General features: G+C 65.0%; 14 protein-coding genes. 9 read left to right on the top strand and 5 right to left on the bottom strand.

From position 1 onward, the window contains the following. Positions 1–10 precede the first annotated feature (10 nt). The gene (locus XI02_RS20275) at positions 11–568 is read left to right on the top strand and encodes a hypothetical protein (protein ID WP_018271321.1); all 558 of its coding nucleotides are present in this window, start codon (positions 11–13) and stop codon (positions 566–568) included. A gap of 58 nt (positions 569–626) precedes the next feature. On the opposite strand, the gene XI02_RS20270 is transcribed toward XI02_RS20275, so the two are convergent. Together XI02_RS20270 and XI02_RS20265 are read right to left on the bottom strand one after the other, a co-directional pair. Further along, a complete protein-coding gene (locus tag XI02_RS20270) occupies positions 627–1,079 on the bottom strand; it encodes a DoxX family protein (RefSeq protein WP_069277653.1) in 453 nt (150 codons plus the stop codon). Positions 1,080–1,235: 156 nt separating this feature from the next. Continuing rightward, positions 1,236–3,545, bottom strand: coding sequence for an NADP-dependent malic enzyme (locus XI02_RS20265; protein ID WP_194483470.1), 2,310 nt, complete (start codon positions 3,543–3,545; stop codon positions 1,236–1,238). 233 nt (positions 3,546–3,778) lie between these two features. On the opposite strand from XI02_RS20265, the gene XI02_RS20260 reads away from it, so the two are divergent. Continuing rightward, positions 3,779–5,770: a hypothetical protein gene (locus XI02_RS20260; RefSeq protein WP_018271320.1), complete on the top strand. Its 1,992-nt coding sequence runs from the start codon at positions 3,779–3,781 to the stop codon at positions 5,768–5,770. A gap of 174 nt (positions 5,771–5,944) precedes the next feature. On the opposite strand, the gene aspS is transcribed toward XI02_RS20260, so the two are convergent. Beyond that, a complete protein-coding gene (aspS, locus tag XI02_RS20255; protein WP_018271319.1) occupies positions 5,945–7,720 on the bottom strand; it encodes an aspartate--tRNA ligase in 1,776 nt (591 codons plus the stop codon). A 199-nt stretch (positions 7,721–7,919) separates the two neighbouring features. On the opposite strand from aspS, the gene XI02_RS20250 reads away from it, so the two are divergent. After that, entirely contained in the window at positions 7,920–9,392 is a 1,473-nt protein-coding gene (locus XI02_RS20250) for a YdiU family protein (RefSeq protein WP_016840351.1), read from the top strand. A gap of 15 nt (positions 9,393–9,407) precedes the next feature. On the opposite strand, the gene XI02_RS20245 is transcribed toward XI02_RS20250, so the two are convergent. After that, complete coding sequence (locus XI02_RS20245) at positions 9,408–10,397, bottom strand: zinc-dependent alcohol dehydrogenase family protein (protein WP_018271318.1); 990 nt, start codon at positions 10,395–10,397, stop codon at positions 9,408–9,410. 101 nt (positions 10,398–10,498) lie between these two features. On the opposite strand from XI02_RS20245, the gene XI02_RS20240 reads away from it, so the two are divergent. The 6 genes from XI02_RS20240 (at position 10,499) to XI02_RS20215 (ending at position 15,784) form a co-directional block, all read left to right on the top strand. Then, a complete protein-coding gene (locus XI02_RS20240) occupies positions 10,499–11,398 on the top strand; it encodes a LysR family transcriptional regulator (protein ID WP_026192687.1) in 900 nt (299 codons plus the stop codon). A gap of 117 nt (positions 11,399–11,515) precedes the next feature. After that, positions 11,516–11,719: a hypothetical protein gene (locus tag XI02_RS20235; RefSeq protein WP_069277652.1), complete on the top strand. Its 204-nt coding sequence runs from the start codon at positions 11,516–11,518 to the stop codon at positions 11,717–11,719. A gap of 36 nt (positions 11,720–11,755) precedes the next feature. After that, positions 11,756–12,250 (top strand): ferritin-like domain-containing protein, encoded by a 495-nt coding sequence (locus tag XI02_RS20230; protein WP_038379994.1) that lies wholly within the window; start codon positions 11,756–11,758, stop codon positions 12,248–12,250. A gap of 195 nt (positions 12,251–12,445) precedes the next feature. Continuing rightward, positions 12,446–12,967 (top strand): OsmC family protein, encoded by a 522-nt coding sequence (locus XI02_RS20225; RefSeq protein WP_016840356.1) that lies wholly within the window; start codon positions 12,446–12,448, stop codon positions 12,965–12,967. Positions 12,968–13,335: 368 nt separating this feature from the next. Beyond that, positions 13,336–14,559, top strand: a complete 1,224-nt coding sequence (gene chrA, locus XI02_RS20220) for a chromate efflux transporter (protein WP_197971316.1) — start codon at positions 13,336–13,338, stop codon at positions 14,557–14,559. A gap of 112 nt (positions 14,560–14,671) precedes the next feature. Continuing rightward, the gene (locus tag XI02_RS20215; protein ID WP_069277651.1) at positions 14,672–15,784 is read left to right on the top strand and encodes an acyltransferase; all 1,113 of its coding nucleotides are present in this window, start codon (positions 14,672–14,674) and stop codon (positions 15,782–15,784) included. A 152-nt stretch (positions 15,785–15,936) separates the two neighbouring features. On the opposite strand, the gene XI02_RS20210 is transcribed toward XI02_RS20215, so the two are convergent. Then, positions 15,937–19,404 carry an AAA family ATPase gene (locus XI02_RS20210; protein ID WP_069277650.1) on the bottom strand — a complete coding sequence of 1,156 codons (3,468 nt, stop codon included), beginning with the start codon at positions 19,402–19,404 and terminating at the stop codon, positions 15,937–15,939. Positions 19,405–19,980 lie beyond the last annotated feature (576 nt).

The raw sequence follows: 19,980 nt of genomic DNA, 5'->3' as shown, positions 1-19,980 counted from the left end.
GACAATCCTGGTGCCCGAGCTACGTATCGAAGGCTTCGTCATCGTCTCCGCCGATGGCCGGCTGGCGAATGCGCGGAATGTGATGCCCGACGATCTCAAGATCGAGGGCGACAAGCGGTTCTTCACCGCAGCCCTCGACCGCGCCGACCTCATCGTGCATGGCCGTCACTCAGAGGAAGAGCAGCCGAACGCGCCAAGGCGGCGGCGCCTGATCCTGACCCGCAAGGTCGCGGCCACCGCACCCGACCCCGATAATCCGAAAGCGCTGTTGTGGAATCCCGCCGGCTGCCCGTTCGAGACGGCGAGCCGCGAGGCCGGCGTGACCTCGGGCATGGCCGCGATCATCGGCGGCCCGGGCGTGTTCGGCATGTTCATGGACCGCTACGACACGTTCTGGCTCTCGGTCGCCCCGAATGTGCACATCCCCGACGGCGAGCCATGCTTTCCCGGCGTCCCCGCCCGCACCCCGCAGCAGGTGTTGTCAGCGCACGGCCTTCACGCCGCCGCGCCGCAGCTGATCGACGCTGCGCATGATGTCAGCGTGACGCCGTGGCGGCGGGTGGGTTGAAAGCGGGGCCGCGCGTCGTGTGGACCCGTTGGCTCTACCCATCCTGCGCCACTGCGCCCTACACGTCCCCATAGGCCGGGTCGTCGCGGCGCGGGCCACGGCCGTAGCCGGCGATGATGAACAGCGCGCCGATCAGCGACAGGTTCTTCAGCGCATCGATCAGCGTCCTGACGTTGTCGGGCGCCGGCTGATTCCAGAAATCATGGAAGTAGAAGGTGGCGAAGCACACGAAGATGATCAGGAGGATCGCGAAGAACCGCGCCAGCACGTTCACCGCGATCATCAGCCCGGCGACGATCTCGAAGCCGCCGATCGTGATCGCCAGCAGCTGCATGAAGGGCATCCCGACGGAGGCTTCGATCTGCTGCGTATAGGGCGCGACCACGGCCGGGATCGTCACCTTGGCCGCCAGCAGATCCGCCATCGCCTGGATGCCGAACAGCTTGCTCGCGCCCGAATAGAGGAACAGCACGGCGAACAGGATCCGCCCGAAGGTGATGAACGCTGGCATGGGTCGGCCTCACTGGATGGCAGAAATCGGACGAAGCAGGCCCAGCGATTATGGTCGCTCCGCCTGCCTCGATCAAATCGAATCCATCTCGGCTCAAACACGATGCGGAAAACCACGCTGCGGTTTTCCGAACATAACGTGCTCAAACAACGGCCGTCAGCCGAACAGCGTCGGCTGCGCGCGGCCGGCGCGCTCCTGGGCTTCGACGGCGGCCACCGCCGTCATGTTGAGGATGCCGCGCGCCGTCACGCCGGGGGTGAGGATGTGCGCCGGGCGCGCCGGACCGATCAGGATCGGCCCCACCGGCAACGCGTTGGCCAGCGATTTGATCATCTGGTAGGCGATGTTGGCGGCATCGAGGTTCGGCATGATCAGGATGTTGGCCTCGCCTTCCAGCCGCGACTGCGGCAGCACCAGGCGCCGCGCCGCCGTCGACAGCGCGGTGTCGCCCTGCATCTCGCCGTCGGCCTCGATCTCCGGATGCTTGTCCTTCAGGAGCTGGGTCGCCCGCCGCATCTTGCGCGAGGAATCCGTGTCATAACTGCCGAAGTCGGAATGTGACACGAAGGCGACCCTCGGCTTGAAGGCGAAGCGCTGGACGTGGATCGCCGCGAGCGACGCCACTTCGGCGAGTTCCTCCGCGCTCGGGTTCGGCCGCACCTGGGTATCGGCGAGGAAATGGGCGCCGGTGGAGGTGATCATCAGCGCCAGCGCGGCATAGTCGCTGACCCCCGGCAGGAAGCCGATGATCTCGCGGACATGCCGCAGATGGCTCATGTAGCGGCCCTCGACGCCGCACAGCATGGCGTCGGCCTCGCCACGCGAAACCGCAAGCGCCGCGATCACCGTATTGTTGGTGCGGACCACGGTGCGCGCGGCCTCCGGCGTCACGCCGCGCCGACCGGCGACATCGATATAGGACTGCACATAGGAACGGTAGCGCGGATCGTCCTCGGGATTGATCAGGTCGAAATCGCGGCCGGCCTTGATCGACAGGCCGAAGCGCTTGATCCTGGTCTCGACCACCGAGGGCCGGCCGACCAGGATCGGCCGCGCCAGCTTTTCCTCGAGCACCACCTGCGTCGCGCGCAGCACGCGCTCGTCCTCTCCTTCGGCGTAGATCACGCGCACCGGTTGGGTCTTCGCCTTGGCGAACACCGGCTTCATGGTGAGGCCGGAGCGGAACGCGAAGCGTTCGAGATTGGCAGCGTATTCGTCGAAATTGGTGATCGGCCGGGTCGCGACGCCGGACTCGATCGCGGCCTTGGCCACCGCCGGCGCGATGCGCAGGATCAGGCGCGGATCGAACGGGCTCGGGATCAGCGAGCCCGGGCCGAACCCCTGGGTCTCGCCGCTCTCGAAACCATGGGCCACCGCATCCGACGGCGGATCGCGCGCGAGCTGCGCGATCGCGTCCACCGCGGCGTGCTTCATCGCCTCGTTGATCGCGGTGGCGCCGGCGTCGAGCGCGCCGCGGAAGATGAAGGGGAAGCAGAGCACGTTGTTGACCTGGTTCGGAAAGTCCGACCGTCCCGTGCAGATCATCGCGTCGGGACGCGCCAGACGCGCCTCATCCGGCATGATCTCCGGCACCGGATTGGCAAGCGCCATCACCAGCGGCTTGTCGCCCATCTGCTTGACCATTTCGGGCTTCAGCACGCCCGGCGCCGACAGGCCGATGAAAATGTCCGCGCCCGGAATGACGTCGGCGAGCACGCGTGCGTCGGTCTTCTGGGTATAGACCGCCTTCCAGCGATCCATCGTGGTGTTGCGGCCCTCATAGACCACGCCGTCGATGTCGCAGACCCAGATGTTCTTGCGCTGTGCGCCCATCGAGACCAGCAGATTGAGGGTTGCGATCGCAGCCGCGCCCGCGCCCGAACAGACGATCTTCACATCGGACAGTTGCTTGCCGTTCAGCAACAGCCCGTTGACGATCGCGGCGGCGACGATGATCGCGGTGCCGTGCTGGTCGTCATGGAAGACCGGGATCTTCATGCGCTCCTTGAGCTGCGCCTCGATCTCGAAGCATTCCGGTCCGCGGATGTCCTCGAGGTTGATGCCGCCGAAGGTCGGCTCCAGCGCGGCGACGGTCTCGACCACGCGCTCGATCGTGTCGGCCTTGATCTCGATGTCGAACACGTCGATGCCGGCGAATTTCTTGAACAGCACCGCCTTGCCTTCCATGACGGGCTTGGAGGCCAGCGGACCGATATTGCCGAGACCGAGCACCGCGGTGCCGTTCGAGACCACGGCGACCAGATTGGCCCGGGCGGTCAGCGTCGCCGCCTCGGCCGGGTTCTTGGCGATCTCGGTGCAGGCGGCGGCCACGCCCGGCGAATAGGCCAGCGCCAGGTCACGCTGGTTGGCAAGCGGCTTGATCGCCTGGATCTCGAGCTTGCCCGGCCGCGGCAGCCGGTGATAGGCGAGCGCCGCGTTGTGGAGTTCTTCAGACGATGACGACATGCGTGCTCCCCGCGTTTCCGGCCCAAATTTCTTGTTTCTGTGCTAATCCAGGCGAAAGTCATTTGTCCGGCAAATCGAGCCGGATGTGAAGCATGTCCAGCCGCTTGGATGCAACATCCGATAATGTCTCCGTCAACAGGCCCGGGCCGGCCGTTCATCGACGCCTGCCCCTCCCCGCGCCATTCCGCCGGGGATTGGCAATTTTTTTCCCTTGATGATCCGGAGTTGACCGAATGAAGAAAATTCTGCTCGGCCTGATCGCCGTCGCAGTCCTCGCGGCCGGCAGCTACTTCGGTTTCGACTTCTATGCCCAACGCCGGGTCACCCGCGACGTCGAGGCCGCCTTCGAGCAGGTTCGTGCCACCGGCGCCAAGGCGAGCCACGGCAAGATCACGTTCGACGTCAAGAGCCGCACCCTGACGATCGCGGACGTCGCCACCGAGTCGGGGACGCAATCTCCGGTCAGCGTCAAGATTGCCAATCTCACGATGACCGGCCTCGGTCAAACCGACGCGGCACGGGTCTCCGCCGGCAATGTCGAGTTCAGCGATGTCGAGATCGGCGTGGCAGGACCTACCCCGACGATCACCTCACTGACCTACAAGGCGCCGCGGATCACGGTGAAGGATTATTCCGGCCCCACCAGCTTACCCCAGCTTCCGGCGGCGTCGTCGATCTTGGAGCTGTACCGGTCCGCATTTGGACTGCTCGCGAGCATCAACGCATCGTCGGTCGCTGCGCCCAGCCTGACCGGAACGATGACCTTCAGCGCCGCCGCAAAAGCCGGCGACGGCGCCGGCGGCGAATTCGCCTATTCGGGCATCGCCATTGAAAACATCAAGGACGGAAAGATCGCGTCCAGCAAAACTGACAAGGTTGTGTTCACGATCAACCAGCAGACGGCAGGCAAGCCGATCAAAATGACCGGCGAGCTCGCCAATATCGCCGCGACCGATATCGACGTTGGCGCGATGGCAGCGATATTCGATCCAGGCAAGGCCAGCGATGACAGGGAGTATCGGGTCCAGGGACACGTTTCGGCCGGTCCTTATGTCATTACCGCCGCGCCCGGTGTGAACATGCGGATCGAGGGAGTGACCGTCGACGACACCAGGATCAATCCGTCACGGATGCAACTGCCGGCGCTGCTGGCAATGATCCCGCCGCAAGGGAGTCCGCCGCCGTCTGCCGCCCAGGCACGCGACCTGCTGGACAAGATCGCCGGCCTCTATTCGGGCATCGGAATTGCAAATGCCGAGATGCATGGGCTCTCGGTCGAGACGCCGCAGGGCCCGCTCAAGCTCGCCTCGATGCGGTTCAACTTCGAACACGGCAAGATCGGCGAGCTTGCGGTCGAGGGACTCGATACCCGTGCGCCGAACGGTCCCATCAAGGTCGGACGCTTTGCGCTGAAGTCGCTCGACGTCGCCAACTTCATGCGGCTGTCGGCGCAGTTCGCCGCGCAGAAGCCATCGGCCGAACAGGCGCTGGCGCTATTCCCGCTGATCGAAGGCGTCGAGATCAAGGGCGTCGCGTCGCCCTACAAGGCCACCGGCAAGCCGGTCAACATCGACGTCGTCAGCCTCGACTGGGGTCAGTTCGTCGGATCGATCCCGAGCAAGCTGCGGCTGACCGCGAAGCTGGCGGCACCGCTGGATGCCGCCGATCCGCGGCAGCAACCGCTCGTCGCCGCCGGGATCGACCGGATGGCCGTCGACGCCGATCTCGGCGCCATTTGGACCGAGGCCTCACGCGCGTTCGCGCTCGAGCCGGTCAAGCTCGACATGGCGGGCCTGCTGAATGCGTCGGCAAGGCTCTCGCTCGGCAACGTGCCGCGCGAGGCATTCTCGACCAGCGCCGCGGAAGCCATGGGCGCGGCCGCGCAGATCGAAACCGGCACGATCGAGCTCACTGTCCATGACCTCGGCGTCATCGATCTCGCGATCGCTCAATTTGCGCGCACCCGGAACATCAGCCGCGACGAGGCGCGCAAGGTCATCCTCGACGCCATCAAGGCGCAGGGCGGCGAGATCGGCGGCGGCAATCCCGACGCCACCGCCCTCCTCACCGCGATCAGCCAGTTCGTCGAGACGCCGGGACAGACGCTGGTCATCAAGCTGACCCCGCGCGCGAAGGCGCCGGCGCTTCAATTGATGCAGCTGCTCAAGACCGATCCGCAGTCGGCGCTGGCGCAGTTCCGGATCGAGGCCTCGACGGGGCTGTAATCGCTGGGCCCTTAACTGCTTTTTCCTCTCCCCGTTCTTACGGGGAGAGGGTCAGGGTGAGGGGCTGCTTTTGAAAAATTGCTGTCGGACGGACTCGCGGAAACCCCTCACCCGGATGGCATCTAACGATGCAATCCGACCTCTCCCCGCAGGCGGGGCGAGGTGAAGGCCCGCCTACCCCTTCGCCGGCAGGTTGGTGCGGATGTGCAGTTCCTTGAGCTGCTTCGGCGTTGCTTCCGACGGCGCGCCCATCAGCAGGTCCATGGCCTGCTGGTTCATCGGGAACAGCGAGATCTCGCGCAGATTGTTGGTGCCGCAGAGCAGCATCACGATGCGGTCGAGGCCGGCCGCCATGCCGCCGTGCGGCGGCGCGCCGTACTGGAACGCACGGTACATGCCGCCGAAGCGGTCGATGACCTCCTGCTCGCCATAGCCCGCGATCTCGAACGCCTTCACCATCGCTTCCGGCTTGTGGTTGCGGATGCCGCCGGAGGCGATCTCATAGCCGTTGCAGGCGATGTCGTACTGGAACGCCTTGATGGTCAGCGGGTCCTGCGTCTTCAGGGCGTCGAGGCCGCCCTGCGGCATCGAGAACGGGTTGTGCGAGAAGTCGACCTTCTTGTTCTCCTCGTCATACTCGTACATCGGGAAGTCGACGATCCAGGCGAGCTCGAACCGGTCCTTGTCGATCAGGTTCAATTCCTCGCCGAGCTTGGTGCGCGCGAGGCCTGCGAACTTCCAGAACTTCTCGGGATCGCCGGCGACGAAGAACGCCGCATCGCCTTCCTTGAGGCCGAGCTGGTCGCGGATCGCAGCCGTGCGCTCGGGGCCGATGTTGTTCGCCAAGGGACCTGCGCCCTCGCCGCCCTCGCGCCACATGATGTAGCCGAGGCCGGGCTGGCCTTCGCCCTGCCCCCACGAGTTCATGCGGTCGCAGAACGCACGGCTGCCGCCGCCGGTGCCGGGAATCGCCCAGACCTGGTTCTTCGGGTCTTCCAGCATCCGCGCGAACACCTTGAAGCCGGAGCCGCGGAAGTGCTCGGAGACTTCCTGCATCACGATCTTGTTGCGCAGGTCGGGCTTGTCGGAGCCGTATTTGCGCACGGCCTCCGCGAACGGAATCCGCGGCCAGTTCTTCGTGACCGGCTTGCCCTTGGCAAAGTCCTCGAACACGCCTGTAATCACAGGCTCCATCGCCGCGAACACGTCGTCCTGGGTGACAAAGCTCATCTCGACGTCGAGCTGATAGAACTCGCCCGGCAGGCGGTCGGCGCGCGGGTCCTCGTCGCGGAAGCACGGCGCGATCTGGAAGTAGCGGTCGAAGCCCGACATCATCAAGAGCTGCTTGTACTGCTGCGGCGCTTGCGGCAGCGCGTAGAACTTGCCGGGATGGATGCGCGAGGGCACCAGGAAGTCGCGCGCGCCTTCCGGCGATGACGCCGTCAGGATCGGGGTCTGGAATTCGAAGAAGCCCTGCTCCTTCATCCGCTTGCGCATGGAATCGACCACCGCGCCGCGGGTCATGATGTTCTGGTGCAGCTTCTCGCGCCGCAGGTCGAGGAAGCGGTACTTCAGCCTGATATCTTCAGGATATTCCTGTTCGCCGAACACCGGCAGCGGCAGCTCGGCCGCCGGGCCCAGCACCTCGATCTCCTTGATGTAGACCTCGACCATGCCGGTCGGCAGTTCGGGATTGTCGGTGCCGCCGGGACGGCGGCGCACCTTGCCGTCGATCCGCACCACCCATTCGGAGCGGAACTTCTCGACCTCGGCGAACGCCGGCGAGTCCGGATCGGCCACGCATTGGGTGATGCCGTAATGGTCGCGCAGATCGACGAACAGCACGCCGCCATGGTCGCGGACCCGGTGAACCCAACCCGAAAGCCGGACCGTCTGGTCGATATCGCCCTCTCGGAGCGCGCCGCATGTGTGTGACCGGTAGCGATGCATAGTCGTTCCAAAAACTGATGTCGGAGGAGAATCGCGATAGGAAACTTCCTATCCGAAGGCGCTGGGTTTACCCGAGCCCGCTCGGGGCGGCAACCAAGGGAACGCCCGCTTTTGGCCCGAAACCGCACATTTTCCGGCGATCCGGGCCAGGTGGCCGCCAATCATTTGCCTATTCGGCCCGCAGGCCTATCTTGCGGATATGACCATCCATTTCCCGTTCCAGAACACCTATTCGGCGCTGCCGGCGAACTTTTTCGCCCGCGTCGCGCCGACCCCGGTCGCCTCCCCCCGGCTGATCAAGCTGAACCGGCCGCTCGCGGTCCAGCTCGGGCTGGACCCGAACCTGCTCTCGACGGCGGAGGGCGCCGAAATCCTTGCCGGCAAGCGGCTGCCTGACGGCGCCGACCCGATCGCCATGGCCTATGCCGGCCACCAGTTCGGGCACTTTGTTCCGCAGCTCGGCGACGGCCGCGCCATCCTGCTCGGCGAGGTCATCGACAGAGACGGCGTCCGCCGTGACATCCAGCTCAAGGGATCCGGCCCGACCCCGTTCTCCCGCCGCGGCGACGGCCGCGCCGCGCTCGGTCCTGTGCTGCGCGAATACATCGTCAGCGAGGCGATGTTCGCTTTGGGCATCCCGACCACCAGATCACTTGCAGCGGTCGTCACCGGCGAGCCCGTGATGCGCGAGACGGCGCTACCCGGTGCGGTGCTGACCCGCGTCGCCGCGAGCCACATCCGCGTCGGCACCTTCCAGTTCTTCGCCGCCCGCGGCGACACCGAGGGCGTGCGTGCGCTCGCCGACCATGTCATCGCCAGGCACTATCCCGAGCTGAAGGACGCCGCCCAGCCCTATCACGCCCTGCTCGCCGGCGTCGTGGCACGGCAGGCCGCGCTGGTCGCGCGCTGGCTCCTGGTCGGCTTCATTCACGGCGTGATGAACACCGACAACACCTCGATCTCGGGCGAGACCATCGATTACGGCCCCTGCGCCTTCCTTGATGCCTACAACCCGGCGCAGGTGTTCTCCTCGATCGACGAGATGGGCCGTTATGCCTATGCCAACCAGCCGCGCATCGCGTTGTGGAATCTGACCCGGCTCGCCGAATGCCTGCTGCCGCTGTTCGCGGACGAGCAGGAGAAGGCCATCGAACAGGCGCAAGTGATCCTCGGCGAATTCCCCGAAAAGTTCACCGCGGCCTATAATGCCGGGCTGCGCGCCAAGGTCGGCCTGTTCACCGCGCGCGACGGTGACGAGGCGCTGATCCAGGATCTGCTGGACGCGATGGCCAAGAACGCGGCCGACTTCACGCTGGCCTTCCGCCATCTCGGCGAGGCCGCAAGCGATGACGCCGCGGACGTCCGCGCGCAGTTCACCGATCCCGCGGCGTTCGACGAATGGGCCGCCCGCTGGCGCGCCCGCCTCGCGCTGGAGCCGCAAGCGCCGGCCGAGCGCAAGGCCGCGATGCAGGCGGTCAATCCGGCCTTCATCCCGCGCAACCACCGGATCGAGGCGGTGATTGCGGCTGCGGTGAACTCGGATGACTACGCGCCGTTCGAGGAATTGCTGACGGTGCTGGCCAGGCCCTTTGAGGACCAGCCGCAGTTCGCGGCCTACGCCGATCCGCCGCTCCCCGAGCAGCGCGTGACGCAGACATTCTGCGGGACGTGAGCTCATCCTGCGCATTCACACCGTCACCACGATCTTGCCGAACTGCGTGTTCGACTCCAGGTACCGGTGCGCCTCGACGATCTCCTCGAACGGAAACGTCCTGGCGATGATCGGCTTCAAGGCGCCGTCCGCAAGCCCGTCGAGGATGAACGCCTTCGCCGCCGCAAGCCGCACGGGGTCGCGCACGATCTCGTGCACGAGGTAGCCGCGCAGGGTCAGGCTCTTGCCGAGCACGTTGGCGAGCGGGAACGGCGTCGGCTCAGGACTGAGTCCACCATATTCGATCAGGATGCCGCCGGTTGCCATCGCCGCCGTCAGCGGCACGAAGGCCGGGCCGCCGACGGCATCGAGCACCACGCGCACGCCGTTCGGTCCCGCGAGCTGCTCCAGCCTTGATTGCAGATCCTGCTGCGCCGACGCGATCACGTGCGCCGCGCCGGCCTCACGCAGCGCCTCCGCCTTGGCCGATGTCCGCGTCACCGCAATCGGGACCGCGCCGATACGGTTGGCGATCTGGATCGCCGCGAGCCCGACGCTGCTCGACGCCGCTGTGATGACGACGAACTCGCCTCGCCCGAGCCTTGCAAGATCGAACAGCGCACCGAACGCGGTGAGATACTGCATCCATACCGCAGCGGCCGTTTCAAAGCCGAGCGCGGGTGGATGCTTGACGACAAGCTCCGCCGGAAAGGTCGCGAGCTCGGCATGGGCCGGCCAGCGCACCATCGAGACCGGCGGCACGACGCTCACGGCATCGCCCGGCGCAAATTCTTCGACGCCTTCGCCGATCGCCGCGACAATCCCGGCGGCTTCCAGCCCGAGGCCGGACGGCAGCGTCGCGGTCTCGATATAGCTGCCTCGGCGCAGCGAGGCCTCGGCGCGGTTGAGCCCGAGCGCCTTGACGCGGATCTGAACCTCGCCGCGCGCCGGCGGCGCAATCGCGATCTCCTCGATACGCAGCACCTCGGGACCACCATGCTGGTGAAAGCGGACGACGCGGGCCATGGGCGAACTCCAAAACAATTGAATGGAATGCCGCTATGCCCGGCGGCGATGGCCGGATAAATCACCCGGTAGCTCCGACAATCGAAACCAGGAGTTTTGAATTGGATCGCCTCACCAGCATGGCCGTCTTCATTAGGGCGGTCGATCTCGGCTCGTTTGCGGCCGCCGCCGATGCGCTCGAGATGTCGGCCCCGATGGTCGGCAAGCATGTGCGCTTCCTCGAACAACGGCTCGGCGTCCGCCTGCTCCATCGCACCACGCGGCGGCAGAGCCTGACCGATTCAGGGCAAGCCTATTACGAGCGCTGCCGCATCGTGCTCGGCGAGGCCGAGGCCGCCGACGCGCTCGCCTCCGATCAATCGTCGCAGCCGCGTGGCCGGCTGCGGGTGACGATGCCGGCGCTGCTCGGCCGCTACTGCATCGTCCCCACGCTGCTGAAGCTCGCGCAGAAATATCCCGCGATCGAGCTCGATCTCGCGTTCGGCGATCCGATCGCCGATCTGATGGAGGGCGGTTACGACCTTGCGATCAGGACCGGCGAGCTCAATGCGCAATCCGGCGTGATCGCGCGGCGCATCGCGCGCCAGCGCATGGTGGTGTGCGGCTCGCGCGCCTATCTGAAGGCACATGGAAGGCCGCGCACGCTCGACGAGCTCGGCCGGCACCAGCTGATCGTCTACCGCCGCTCGGGTCGCGTTCGCCCCTGGCTGTTCCCGCGCGACGGTCTTGCGCCGCACGAGGTCTGGCCGGCCGGGCGGCTCAGGTTCGACGACCTCGAAGCCATCGCGGATGCCGCAGCGCGCGGCTTGGGGCTGGCGTGGCTGCCCTCCTGGCTGGTGCGCGAACGCCTCGACACCGGCGCACTGGTCCGCGTTCTCGGCGACAACGGCGAATTTCCCTACGATTGCCACGCGCTGTGGCTGCCGACGCCGCGATTGCCGCTCAAGGTCCGGCTTGCGGTGGATGCACTCGCGGCCACGTTGCCGAAGCTCGTGGCCTAGCGCCGCGCCCCTGATTTGTTTGCAACGATTTTGCGCGCGCATCGTTGGCCGGGCAGCGCGGAATGTGCGGCCTCGTCCGATCCAGGTTCCGTGCCGGCGAGATGATGGAGCGCGAGCATGAACCAGCGCGATGACGACCTGAAAACCGCGATCGAGCGCAGCAACCCGAACGGTGTCGAGCCGCCCTTCTCCGAGGACGATCTGCAGCGACAACAACTCGGGCCGCGCGGCGTGCCCGGGCAACCCGACCCGGCGAAGATGACGCCACAACGCGCCAAAAAGACGCCGATCGATGCCGGTTCCGGCGGCCATACCGCCTGAACGCCGAAACAACGAGGAAACAAGAAGGGTTTCACGATGAAGATCACCAGCTTCAAGGACATGTATGTCGCCGAGCTTCAGGAACTCGCAAGCGTCGAGGAGCAGCTCGCCGTGGCGCTGGCGCGGATGGCGGAGATCGCCTCGCATCCGTCGCTCAAGGATGCGTTCAGCCGCCATCACCGCGAGACCATCGTGCAGGGCGAGCGGTTGAAATCGCTGCTGCGGATGCATGGCGCCGATCCGCTTGAACACACCGACCAGGCCATGCAGGCGCTGATCCACGAGACCGCCAAGATGGTTTCGCTGCTGCCCGACGACAATCTGCGTGATGCCGGCCTCGTCGCGTCGGCGCAGAAGCTCGCGCATTACGAGATCGCCGCCTATGGCAGCGCGGCCGCCCTCGCCGGCCAGCTCAATCTGCGCGACGACCAGCGGCTGCTGCACGACAGTCTCGACGAAGAGCGGCACGTCGACACGCTGCTGACGGCGCTCGCCAAGGGCGAGATCAACCAGGACGCCCTCGCCGCGTGACACGGTAGTTAGCATCGGGCCGCGCCTTGCGCGGCCCCGTTGGCTCTACTCATCCTACGCATCGACGCGGGCGGGAAAAATGCTGCTGCAAATTTCGCGCTTCGCGGGGCTGCTGTCGTTTTTATCTCGCGACTATTGCCCTGCATGGGCCGTTCGATCAGCCTCTCATGATCGATGCCATGGGGAAGACGAACGATGAGCTTCAGGTTCAAGCAGGTTTTCGCAGACACCCAACAGGCGCTCGGCGCTGATCCTGCGCAGGCGCAGGCCGTGTTCCAGGCGCATTCGCAACTCGGCGACGGCGTCAATAGCAGCGTCACGGTCCGGCAATTCAACGTCAGCGTCGACGAGCCGCCGGCGCTGGGCGGCGAGGACACCGCACCGAACCCGGTCGAGTACATCCTCGCCGCGCTCGGCTCATGCCAGGAGATCACCTATCGACTCTATGCCGACGCGCTCGGCATCCCCCTCAACGGCGTCTCCGTCAAACTATCCGGGGCGATCGATCTGCGCGGCTTCTTCAGCGTCGATCCAAACGTGCGAGCCGGTTTCCAGCAGATCGAGGCCGAGGTCGCCATCGACAGCCCGGCCTCCGCGGCCGACATCGCCCGGCTGAAGGAAACCGTCGACCGTCACTGCCCTGTGCTGGACATCCTGCGCAATCCGACGCCGGTGGATCTGAAGCTGCGCACCGGGCCGCTCAGCGCGGCGGCCTAGCTTCGCGATGTGAGCGTTAACTCACCCTCCACCATGCGCCGAGGCCGGCTGCGGTAACCATAAGGCTTAACAGCGCGTCAACGCTCCCCCAACAAGTCTAACTGTTTCTGATGGGGAGAATGGCCCGTGGACGCATTTGCATTCGAATTTATGGGATTGGCGATGATCGCGCTCTGTCTCATCGTGCTGGCGATGCCCGCCGCGCGCCGGCCGTCGAAGAATATCCGCTACGAGTGAGCCGCTCACATCGGCTGCTTGGCTGGACCAGTTGAGGACCGCGAGAAAATAGCGCCCTCAAAGTCATCGAATGGCGATATGGTTGCCCTAATGAGTCCTGACCTGGGACGCAGTCAGGGAATTGACGACGCTTGAACGACACCGACGTCCCGCAGCCCGGCACACCGCCCGCCACCGCGAGCTCGACGCACTCGCCGCTCGAGGTGTTGCTCATCTTCTTCAAGCTCGGCGTCAGCTGCTTCGGCGGCCCGATCGCCCATATCGGCTATTTCCGCGACGAGTTCGTCACCCGCCGCCGCTGGCTTGACGAGCAGGCCTATGCGGATCTGGTCGCGCTCTGCCAGTTCCTGCCGGGCCCCGCAAGCAGCCAGGTCGGCTTTTCGCTCGGCCTGATGCGCGCCGGGTATTTGGGGGCACTGGCGGCCTGGACCGGATTCACGCTGCCCTCGGCGATCGCGCTGGTGCTGTTTGCCTTCGGTGCCGGTGGATTGACCGGCCCTGCGGGTACTGGCCTGGTGCACGGCCTCAAGCTGGTCGCGGTGGCGATCGTGGCCCAGGCCGTCTGGGGCATGGCGCGCTCGCTCTGCCCCGACCGCGAACGCGCCTCGATCGCGACCGTCGCGGCACTCGTCATCCTCGCCAGTTCGTCGTCGATCGCGCAGATCGGCGCCATCGTTCTCGGCGCCATCGCCGGGCTCTGGTTCTGCCGGGCGCAACAGCCCAACGGCGTCACCCATATCGCGATGCCGGTATCGCGCCGCGTTGGCGTCGCAGCGCTGATCCTGTTCATCTCGCTGTTGGCCGGACTGCCGCTGCTGTCGCGGACATGGCCCGGGCTCGGCCTGTTCGAAGCCTTCTACCGCTCGGGCGCGCTGGTGTTCGGCGGCGGCCACGTCGTGTTGCCGCTGCTGCGCGAAGCCGTGGTGACGCCGGGCTGGATCGGCGACGATGCGTTCCTGACCGGCTACGGCGCCGCGCAGGCCGTGCCGGGCCCGCTGTTCACCTTTGCCGCCTATCTCGGCGCCGTGATCGGCGGCGTGCCGGGGGCGATCGTCGGCCTCGTAGGCATCTTCCTGCCGGGAATTCTCGTCCTGCTCGGGGCGCTGCCGTTCTGGGATGGCTTTCGCAAACGGCCGGCGGCACAGGCGATGATGCGCGGCGTCAACGCCGCCGTCGTCGGCATTCTGGGGGCCGCGCTCTACAATCCGGTGTGGACCAGCAGCGTCCACCGTCCGCTCGATTTCGGCATCGCGCTGGCCGGCTTCGTCCTGCTCACGGCGTGGCGTGCGCCGCCGCTCGTGGTGGTCGTGCTCAGCGCGGCCGCCGGCATCGCCTCGGGGCTCCTGCAATCGTGAACGATCGCGCGGTCGTTTCGCCGGGCGAATTAAGAACGCCTTCATGCCTCGCCGCCACGATAGCGGATATATGCCGAGCGTTTCTAAACAACCGGATCCGACCCGGGTTCCCATGCTGGACCTGCTGCGGCTCGCCGCGGTCGGGGCCGTGATCCTGTATCACTACGGCTTCTGGGGCACCGCGTCGCACGGCGTTCAGCAAGTGGCGTTGCCGTACCTCGCCCCGATCGCGCAATACGGCTTCCTCGGCGTTCCCGTGTTCTTCGCGATCTCCGGCTTCGTCATTGCCTATTCCGCCGAAGGCCGCACGCCGATCGGCTTTGCAATCGCCCGCTTCAGCCGCATCTATCCGACCTTCGTCATCTGCATGACGCTGACCTTCCTCGCGACGCTGCTGTTGGGCCACGCGTACTTCCACGTGACGTGGGGGCAATGGCTGGCAAACCTGTTCATCGCAGCCCCGATGCTCGGTCAGCCCTACATGGACGACGCCTATTGGTCGCTGGTGATCGAGGTGGTGTTCTACGCCTGGGTCGCGCTATTCCTGGCCTGGGGCATCTTCCCGCGGCGGATCGACACGATCATCGTGGCATGGATCGCCATCACCTTCGCCAACGAGCTGACCTTCGACATTCCGCTGTTCGAGAAACTGTTCATGGCCGACGACAGCGGCTTCTTCGCCGTCGGCCTCCTGATCTATGAGCATTACCGCGGACGGCGCGACAACAGGCTGTACAGCCTGCTGTCGCTCGCGATGGGCACCGCGACGTTCCAGGCCGTGCACAAGCTGGAGCGGCTCGGCGTCCACACCCATGGCAGCTTCGATCCCATGGTGGTGACGGCGATCTGCATCGTCTCGCTCGGCATCGTGTTCGCCGCCACCTGCATCAAGTCGGTGCCGCTGCCGGCGGGCCTCGTCAGGGCCGTCGGCGGCATCACCTACCCGCTCTACCTGCTGCATCTCCAGCTCGGTTACGTGATCCTGCTGCTGATCACGCCAACGCCGGACGCGCTGTCGACCGCGCTGGTCGTGACGGGCATGGTGCTGCTGGCATGGTTCGTCTGGCGCTTCCTCGAAGGCCCCACGCATTATCTCGTCAGGGACAGGCTGACGACGCTGGCCTCGCGGCACGGATGGCCGTCACGCATTCGCGCGAACGAAGCTCGGATCGATCGGGACGACGTTGCCTCGCCAATCGAGGCCAGGAGCATCGCCAACCGCTGATCAGTCCGGCGCACATCGCCGGAACAGCATCCACCCAACGTTGCCGCTGCCGCGAACCTTGGGCGGAAGCGAACACCATCATTCATCTGCGATGCGTGGTGACGACGGTCAGGCGTAAGCGGGCGGATGGCGCCCGGGGCGCCTCGGTATCCTCAGACCCGCCCGCTCCATTCATGATCTCCGGGCATTTCCATTGCCAGTTCATTCGCCAGCTCGAGCGCTTCCTTGACGTCAGGCGTAGACAGACCTTCCGTGAACGTTCGAACGACGGGTAGCAGCAGCTCGGCTGCTCGCGCCTGTTTGCCGGAATGTCGCCATAGGCGCGCCAGGCTGACAGCTGACCGTAATTCAAACGACCGCGCGCTTTGCCTGCGCGCCAGCTCGATCGAGGCGAGGAACATTCGCTCGGCGGATTCAACGGACGATGATCTCGCGTAATTGAGCGTCATCTCACCTTGCAGACGATAGATCTCGGCTTCGTAAAAATGCTCTCCCGTTCTTCTCCCGATCGCCAATGCGCTGTCGAGTTCGCGCAAGGCAGCATCCGGCAAGCCGGCACTTGCATACGCCTTCGCGAGCAAACTCCTGAACCAACAACTGGCGAGCCGGGCGCTCATGCCCTCGTAGCCGTCGATAGCCATTCGCATCTGGTTCAATCCCTCATCGACATTCCCAAGCTCGGTCATCGCCCATCCTCGCAGGATGGTTGTCTGATGCTTCCAATGCAGGAAGCCGTGTTCCGATGAGAGAGCCAGTGCCCTGTTGGTGTAGTCGTGGGTCCCTTCGACATCGCGGAGATGCTGGCAAACGTAAGCACCGAATGTCAGCGCAAACGACAGCGTGAAGGGGTGCCGAAGGTCCTCCGCTTCCGAAATAGCCTGCTGGCTGTATCGGCGCGCCGCGTCGGGACGGCCCAGAAACCACGACACGTACCCGAGATACGAGAGCGAGACGATGCCAGGATGGATGCCATGCGTTGCCGTCAGGGCGCCGTGTAGATCAGGGCTGTACAGGTTCCTGAAGCGATGAAGGTGATGTTCGGCGGCGACAAACCGCCCGCGGTACAGCATGGTCATCGCGATCGCCCGATGCGCCTCGATCAGATATCCCGTCTGTTGCGTCGCGGACGAGTTCTGGTTCGATGCCTCGCGCCTTGCGAACTGCAGGAGCTCCGCGCTCAGCTCATGCGCCCGCGCGAGATCGCCGCGGATGAAGTGGCACACCCAAAGTCCGCGCGTCGCCGCAAAGACCTTCGCCATGTTGTCAAGATGCCGGCCGAGTTCGAGCGCGCGAACATAGTTCTCCTCGACTTCCTGGACCGCGTATCCCTTTGCCGCGATCAGGGCGGTGCCCAGGGCGATGCGAAGCTCAAGCTCGGACTCGTTTCGGCCCTGCATGCCGGGCGCGGCTTGCAGAACCCCGAGCCCACGACGCAAATGACCGATCGCCTCCAGAGTCGCTCCCTTCATTGCGGCCTGCTTTCCGGCCTTGAGCCAGAAGCCAGCAGCCGGCTCGCTCTGGCCCGACTCGGTCAGGTGGTAGGCGAGAAGCTCCGGCTCGCGCTCGATCTTTTCCGGATATTTTTCGGCCAGCACGCGTGCGATCTTGGCGTGCAGCGTCCTTCTTTCCCTGTGCAGCAAGCTTTCATGCGCCGCGTTCTGGATCATCACGTGCTTGAACGAGTACAGCGCCTCCGGCAGAAAGCCGAAGCGGACGATCAATCCGGCTGCCTCCAGATGGTTAAGGGCGGCTTCGATCTGGTCCGCCGGCGCCTCGGCAACCTCGCGAAGGATCTCATAAGAGAACTCGCGACCGATGGTGGCGCCGATCTGCGCGATTTTCTTGAACGATCCCATCCGGTCAAGGCGGGCCATCAGGGAATCGTTCAATGTCGCGGGAATAGCGAACTGATGCCACGGACCGGACAAGACGTAACGTCCATGTTGCTCAGTCAAGACGTCGGATTCGAGAACGGCCTTGGTCAGCTCTTCAAGGAAGAGCGGCACGCCATCGGTTTTGACAATGATGTCCTCAATCACCTCTCTGGGAAGCTCCTTTTCTCCAGCCACACGTTCGACCAATATCGTGCGGACCTGTCGGCCGAGACGCTTGAGGTTCGCACTGATGGTGTGCGCATGATCCTTCCAGCCCGGCTGAAACTCCGGACGACAGGTGATCACGACAAGGATCGACGCGTTGCGAACGTTCTCCACCAGCAGATCAAGCACGGCCCGCGAGGTGGGATCGATCCAATGTGCGTCCTCAAAATCGATCAGGAGGGTCTGCCCGCGCGCTTGCGCGAGCAGATGGTTGACGAGCGCGGCGATCGTCGCATCCTTCAGCTGTTGCGGCGAGAGATCCAGGTCCGCGTAGCGGTCCCCGGTCGGAATTGAAAGCAACGCCGCAAGGATCGGCACCACTGTGTCCCTCTCGCCGTTCGAGGCGGCGACGCCAGCTTCAAGCTTTGTCAGCCAAAGCGCAGACGCGTTCTCGCCGTCAAGGCCGAGTGCGAATTTGAGATGCTCGATGAAGGGGTGAAAAGCGGTGCTGCTGTAATAGGGAGAGCACTGGAACGAAACTTGTCCGTGCTGATCACCTGCGATCCGCTCCCGCAATTCCTGAACGATCCTGGACTTTCCAATTCCCGGCTCGCCCGTCAGCAGCACGACCTGCCCCTCACGGGCTTTCGCTTGCTGCCAACGCGTGAGCAGCAGCGCCACCTCTTCGGTGCGGTTGACCAGCGGCGTCAATCGGGAGCCCATGGCTGCGGCAAATCGCGTCTCGGCGCGGCACGGCCGAACCACGAGCCAGGCCTGGGCCTTCGCGGATATCCCCTTCAGCGCGTGAAATCCGAAGTCCTGGTAGTCGAACTTTCCTTTGAGCAGGGATTGCGTCGAAGACGCAATGACGACGCCGTCCGGAGGCGCCAAGGCCTGCAGACGGGCAGCCAGATTTGGCGTCTCGCCGACAGCGGAATCGTGCTCCTCGGTGTCCTGTCCAACCAGGTCTCCGACGACAACAAGGCCGGTCGCAATCCCGATGCGCACACTGGGCCCACGACTTGCAACGTCGCGGGCGTCACTCGTTCTCGCCGACGACAGGGTCCGTACGATTTCGAGCGCCGCACGCACCGACCGCTCGGCGTCATCCTCATGGGCATTCGGATAGCCGAAATAGACCAGAATGCCGTCTCCGACGTACCGGGCCGCGAAGCCTTCGTACCGCTTGACCACGCTGACGCACTTTTCCCTGAAGCTCGCGATCATGTCGCGGACGTCTTCGGGATCGAACTGTTCGGACAGCGAGGTCGAACCGACCATGTCGCAGAACATCACGGTCAGCTGGCGCCTCTCGGCGCTCACCGCCGCGCCTTCCGCGACGCTCCTGCCGCCGGTGGGGCCTTTTGCCGATCGGGTCAGGGAAGCAACCGCGCGCTGCAAGCGCTTGCGGTCTCCCAGCGGAAGTCCAAGTTCGACCAGATCCTGCTCGGTCAAATCGGGCAGGATGTCCAAACCGATGCGATGCAGGACAAAGAGGTCGCTGTACTGGCCGAGATCAACGGTTTCGAGCCAGTGCTTGAGAGCAGCCTCCATATCGGCGCTTGGCTGTTTCTCCGGCATTGTGATCCGTCCGACTGCGGGCCATTGGCGACAATGGGTCTCGTTCGACGATGCCAAGTGACTTGTTTACCGCAGACTGGACGCGCTCACAAAGTGCGAAAACAAGGAAGCAGGCCGATCGAAGACGCACTCTGCATCGGTCGCTCAGATATTCGAGATAGCGCACGCAAGCCGGCCCCGAGAAAGCTCAGCGCTCCGGTTGACCCAAATCGCCATCCCGACGGCGCAAGCTTCCGCAGCGGCGCCCCCCAACTACGAGTGTCATCGTCCGCGAAAGCGGGCGATCCAGTACGCCGCGGCCTCTCGGTCCGAGCACAACTGTCTCCGGAATACTGGGCGGATTCAACCGGTCGAGCCGGGCGATGAAAGCTGCAAGTGGGGACGCAATGACGGCGCGGTGCGCCTCGTCACCACGAGGGTCGGTTGCAGAAGTCCGCAAATGTCGCAGCCCCGAGCGTGGGCGGCGCACGATTTCGGAATAATGGAAAAATATCGCTGATTTGCCCGACGTGTCAAGTTGCCGTGTCGAACGCGGCTGGCTGTCGGCTCCTTTGCATGGGGTTGTTTTCGATATTT

The sequence above is a fragment of the Bradyrhizobium sp. CCBAU 21365 genome (genome assembly GCF_015291305.1).
Taxonomy (GTDB): domain Bacteria; phylum Pseudomonadota; class Alphaproteobacteria; order Rhizobiales; family Xanthobacteraceae; genus Bradyrhizobium; species Bradyrhizobium elkanii.
The sequence above is the reverse complement of the archived record's forward strand: the minus strand, read 5'-3'. Positions and strand labels throughout refer to the sequence as shown.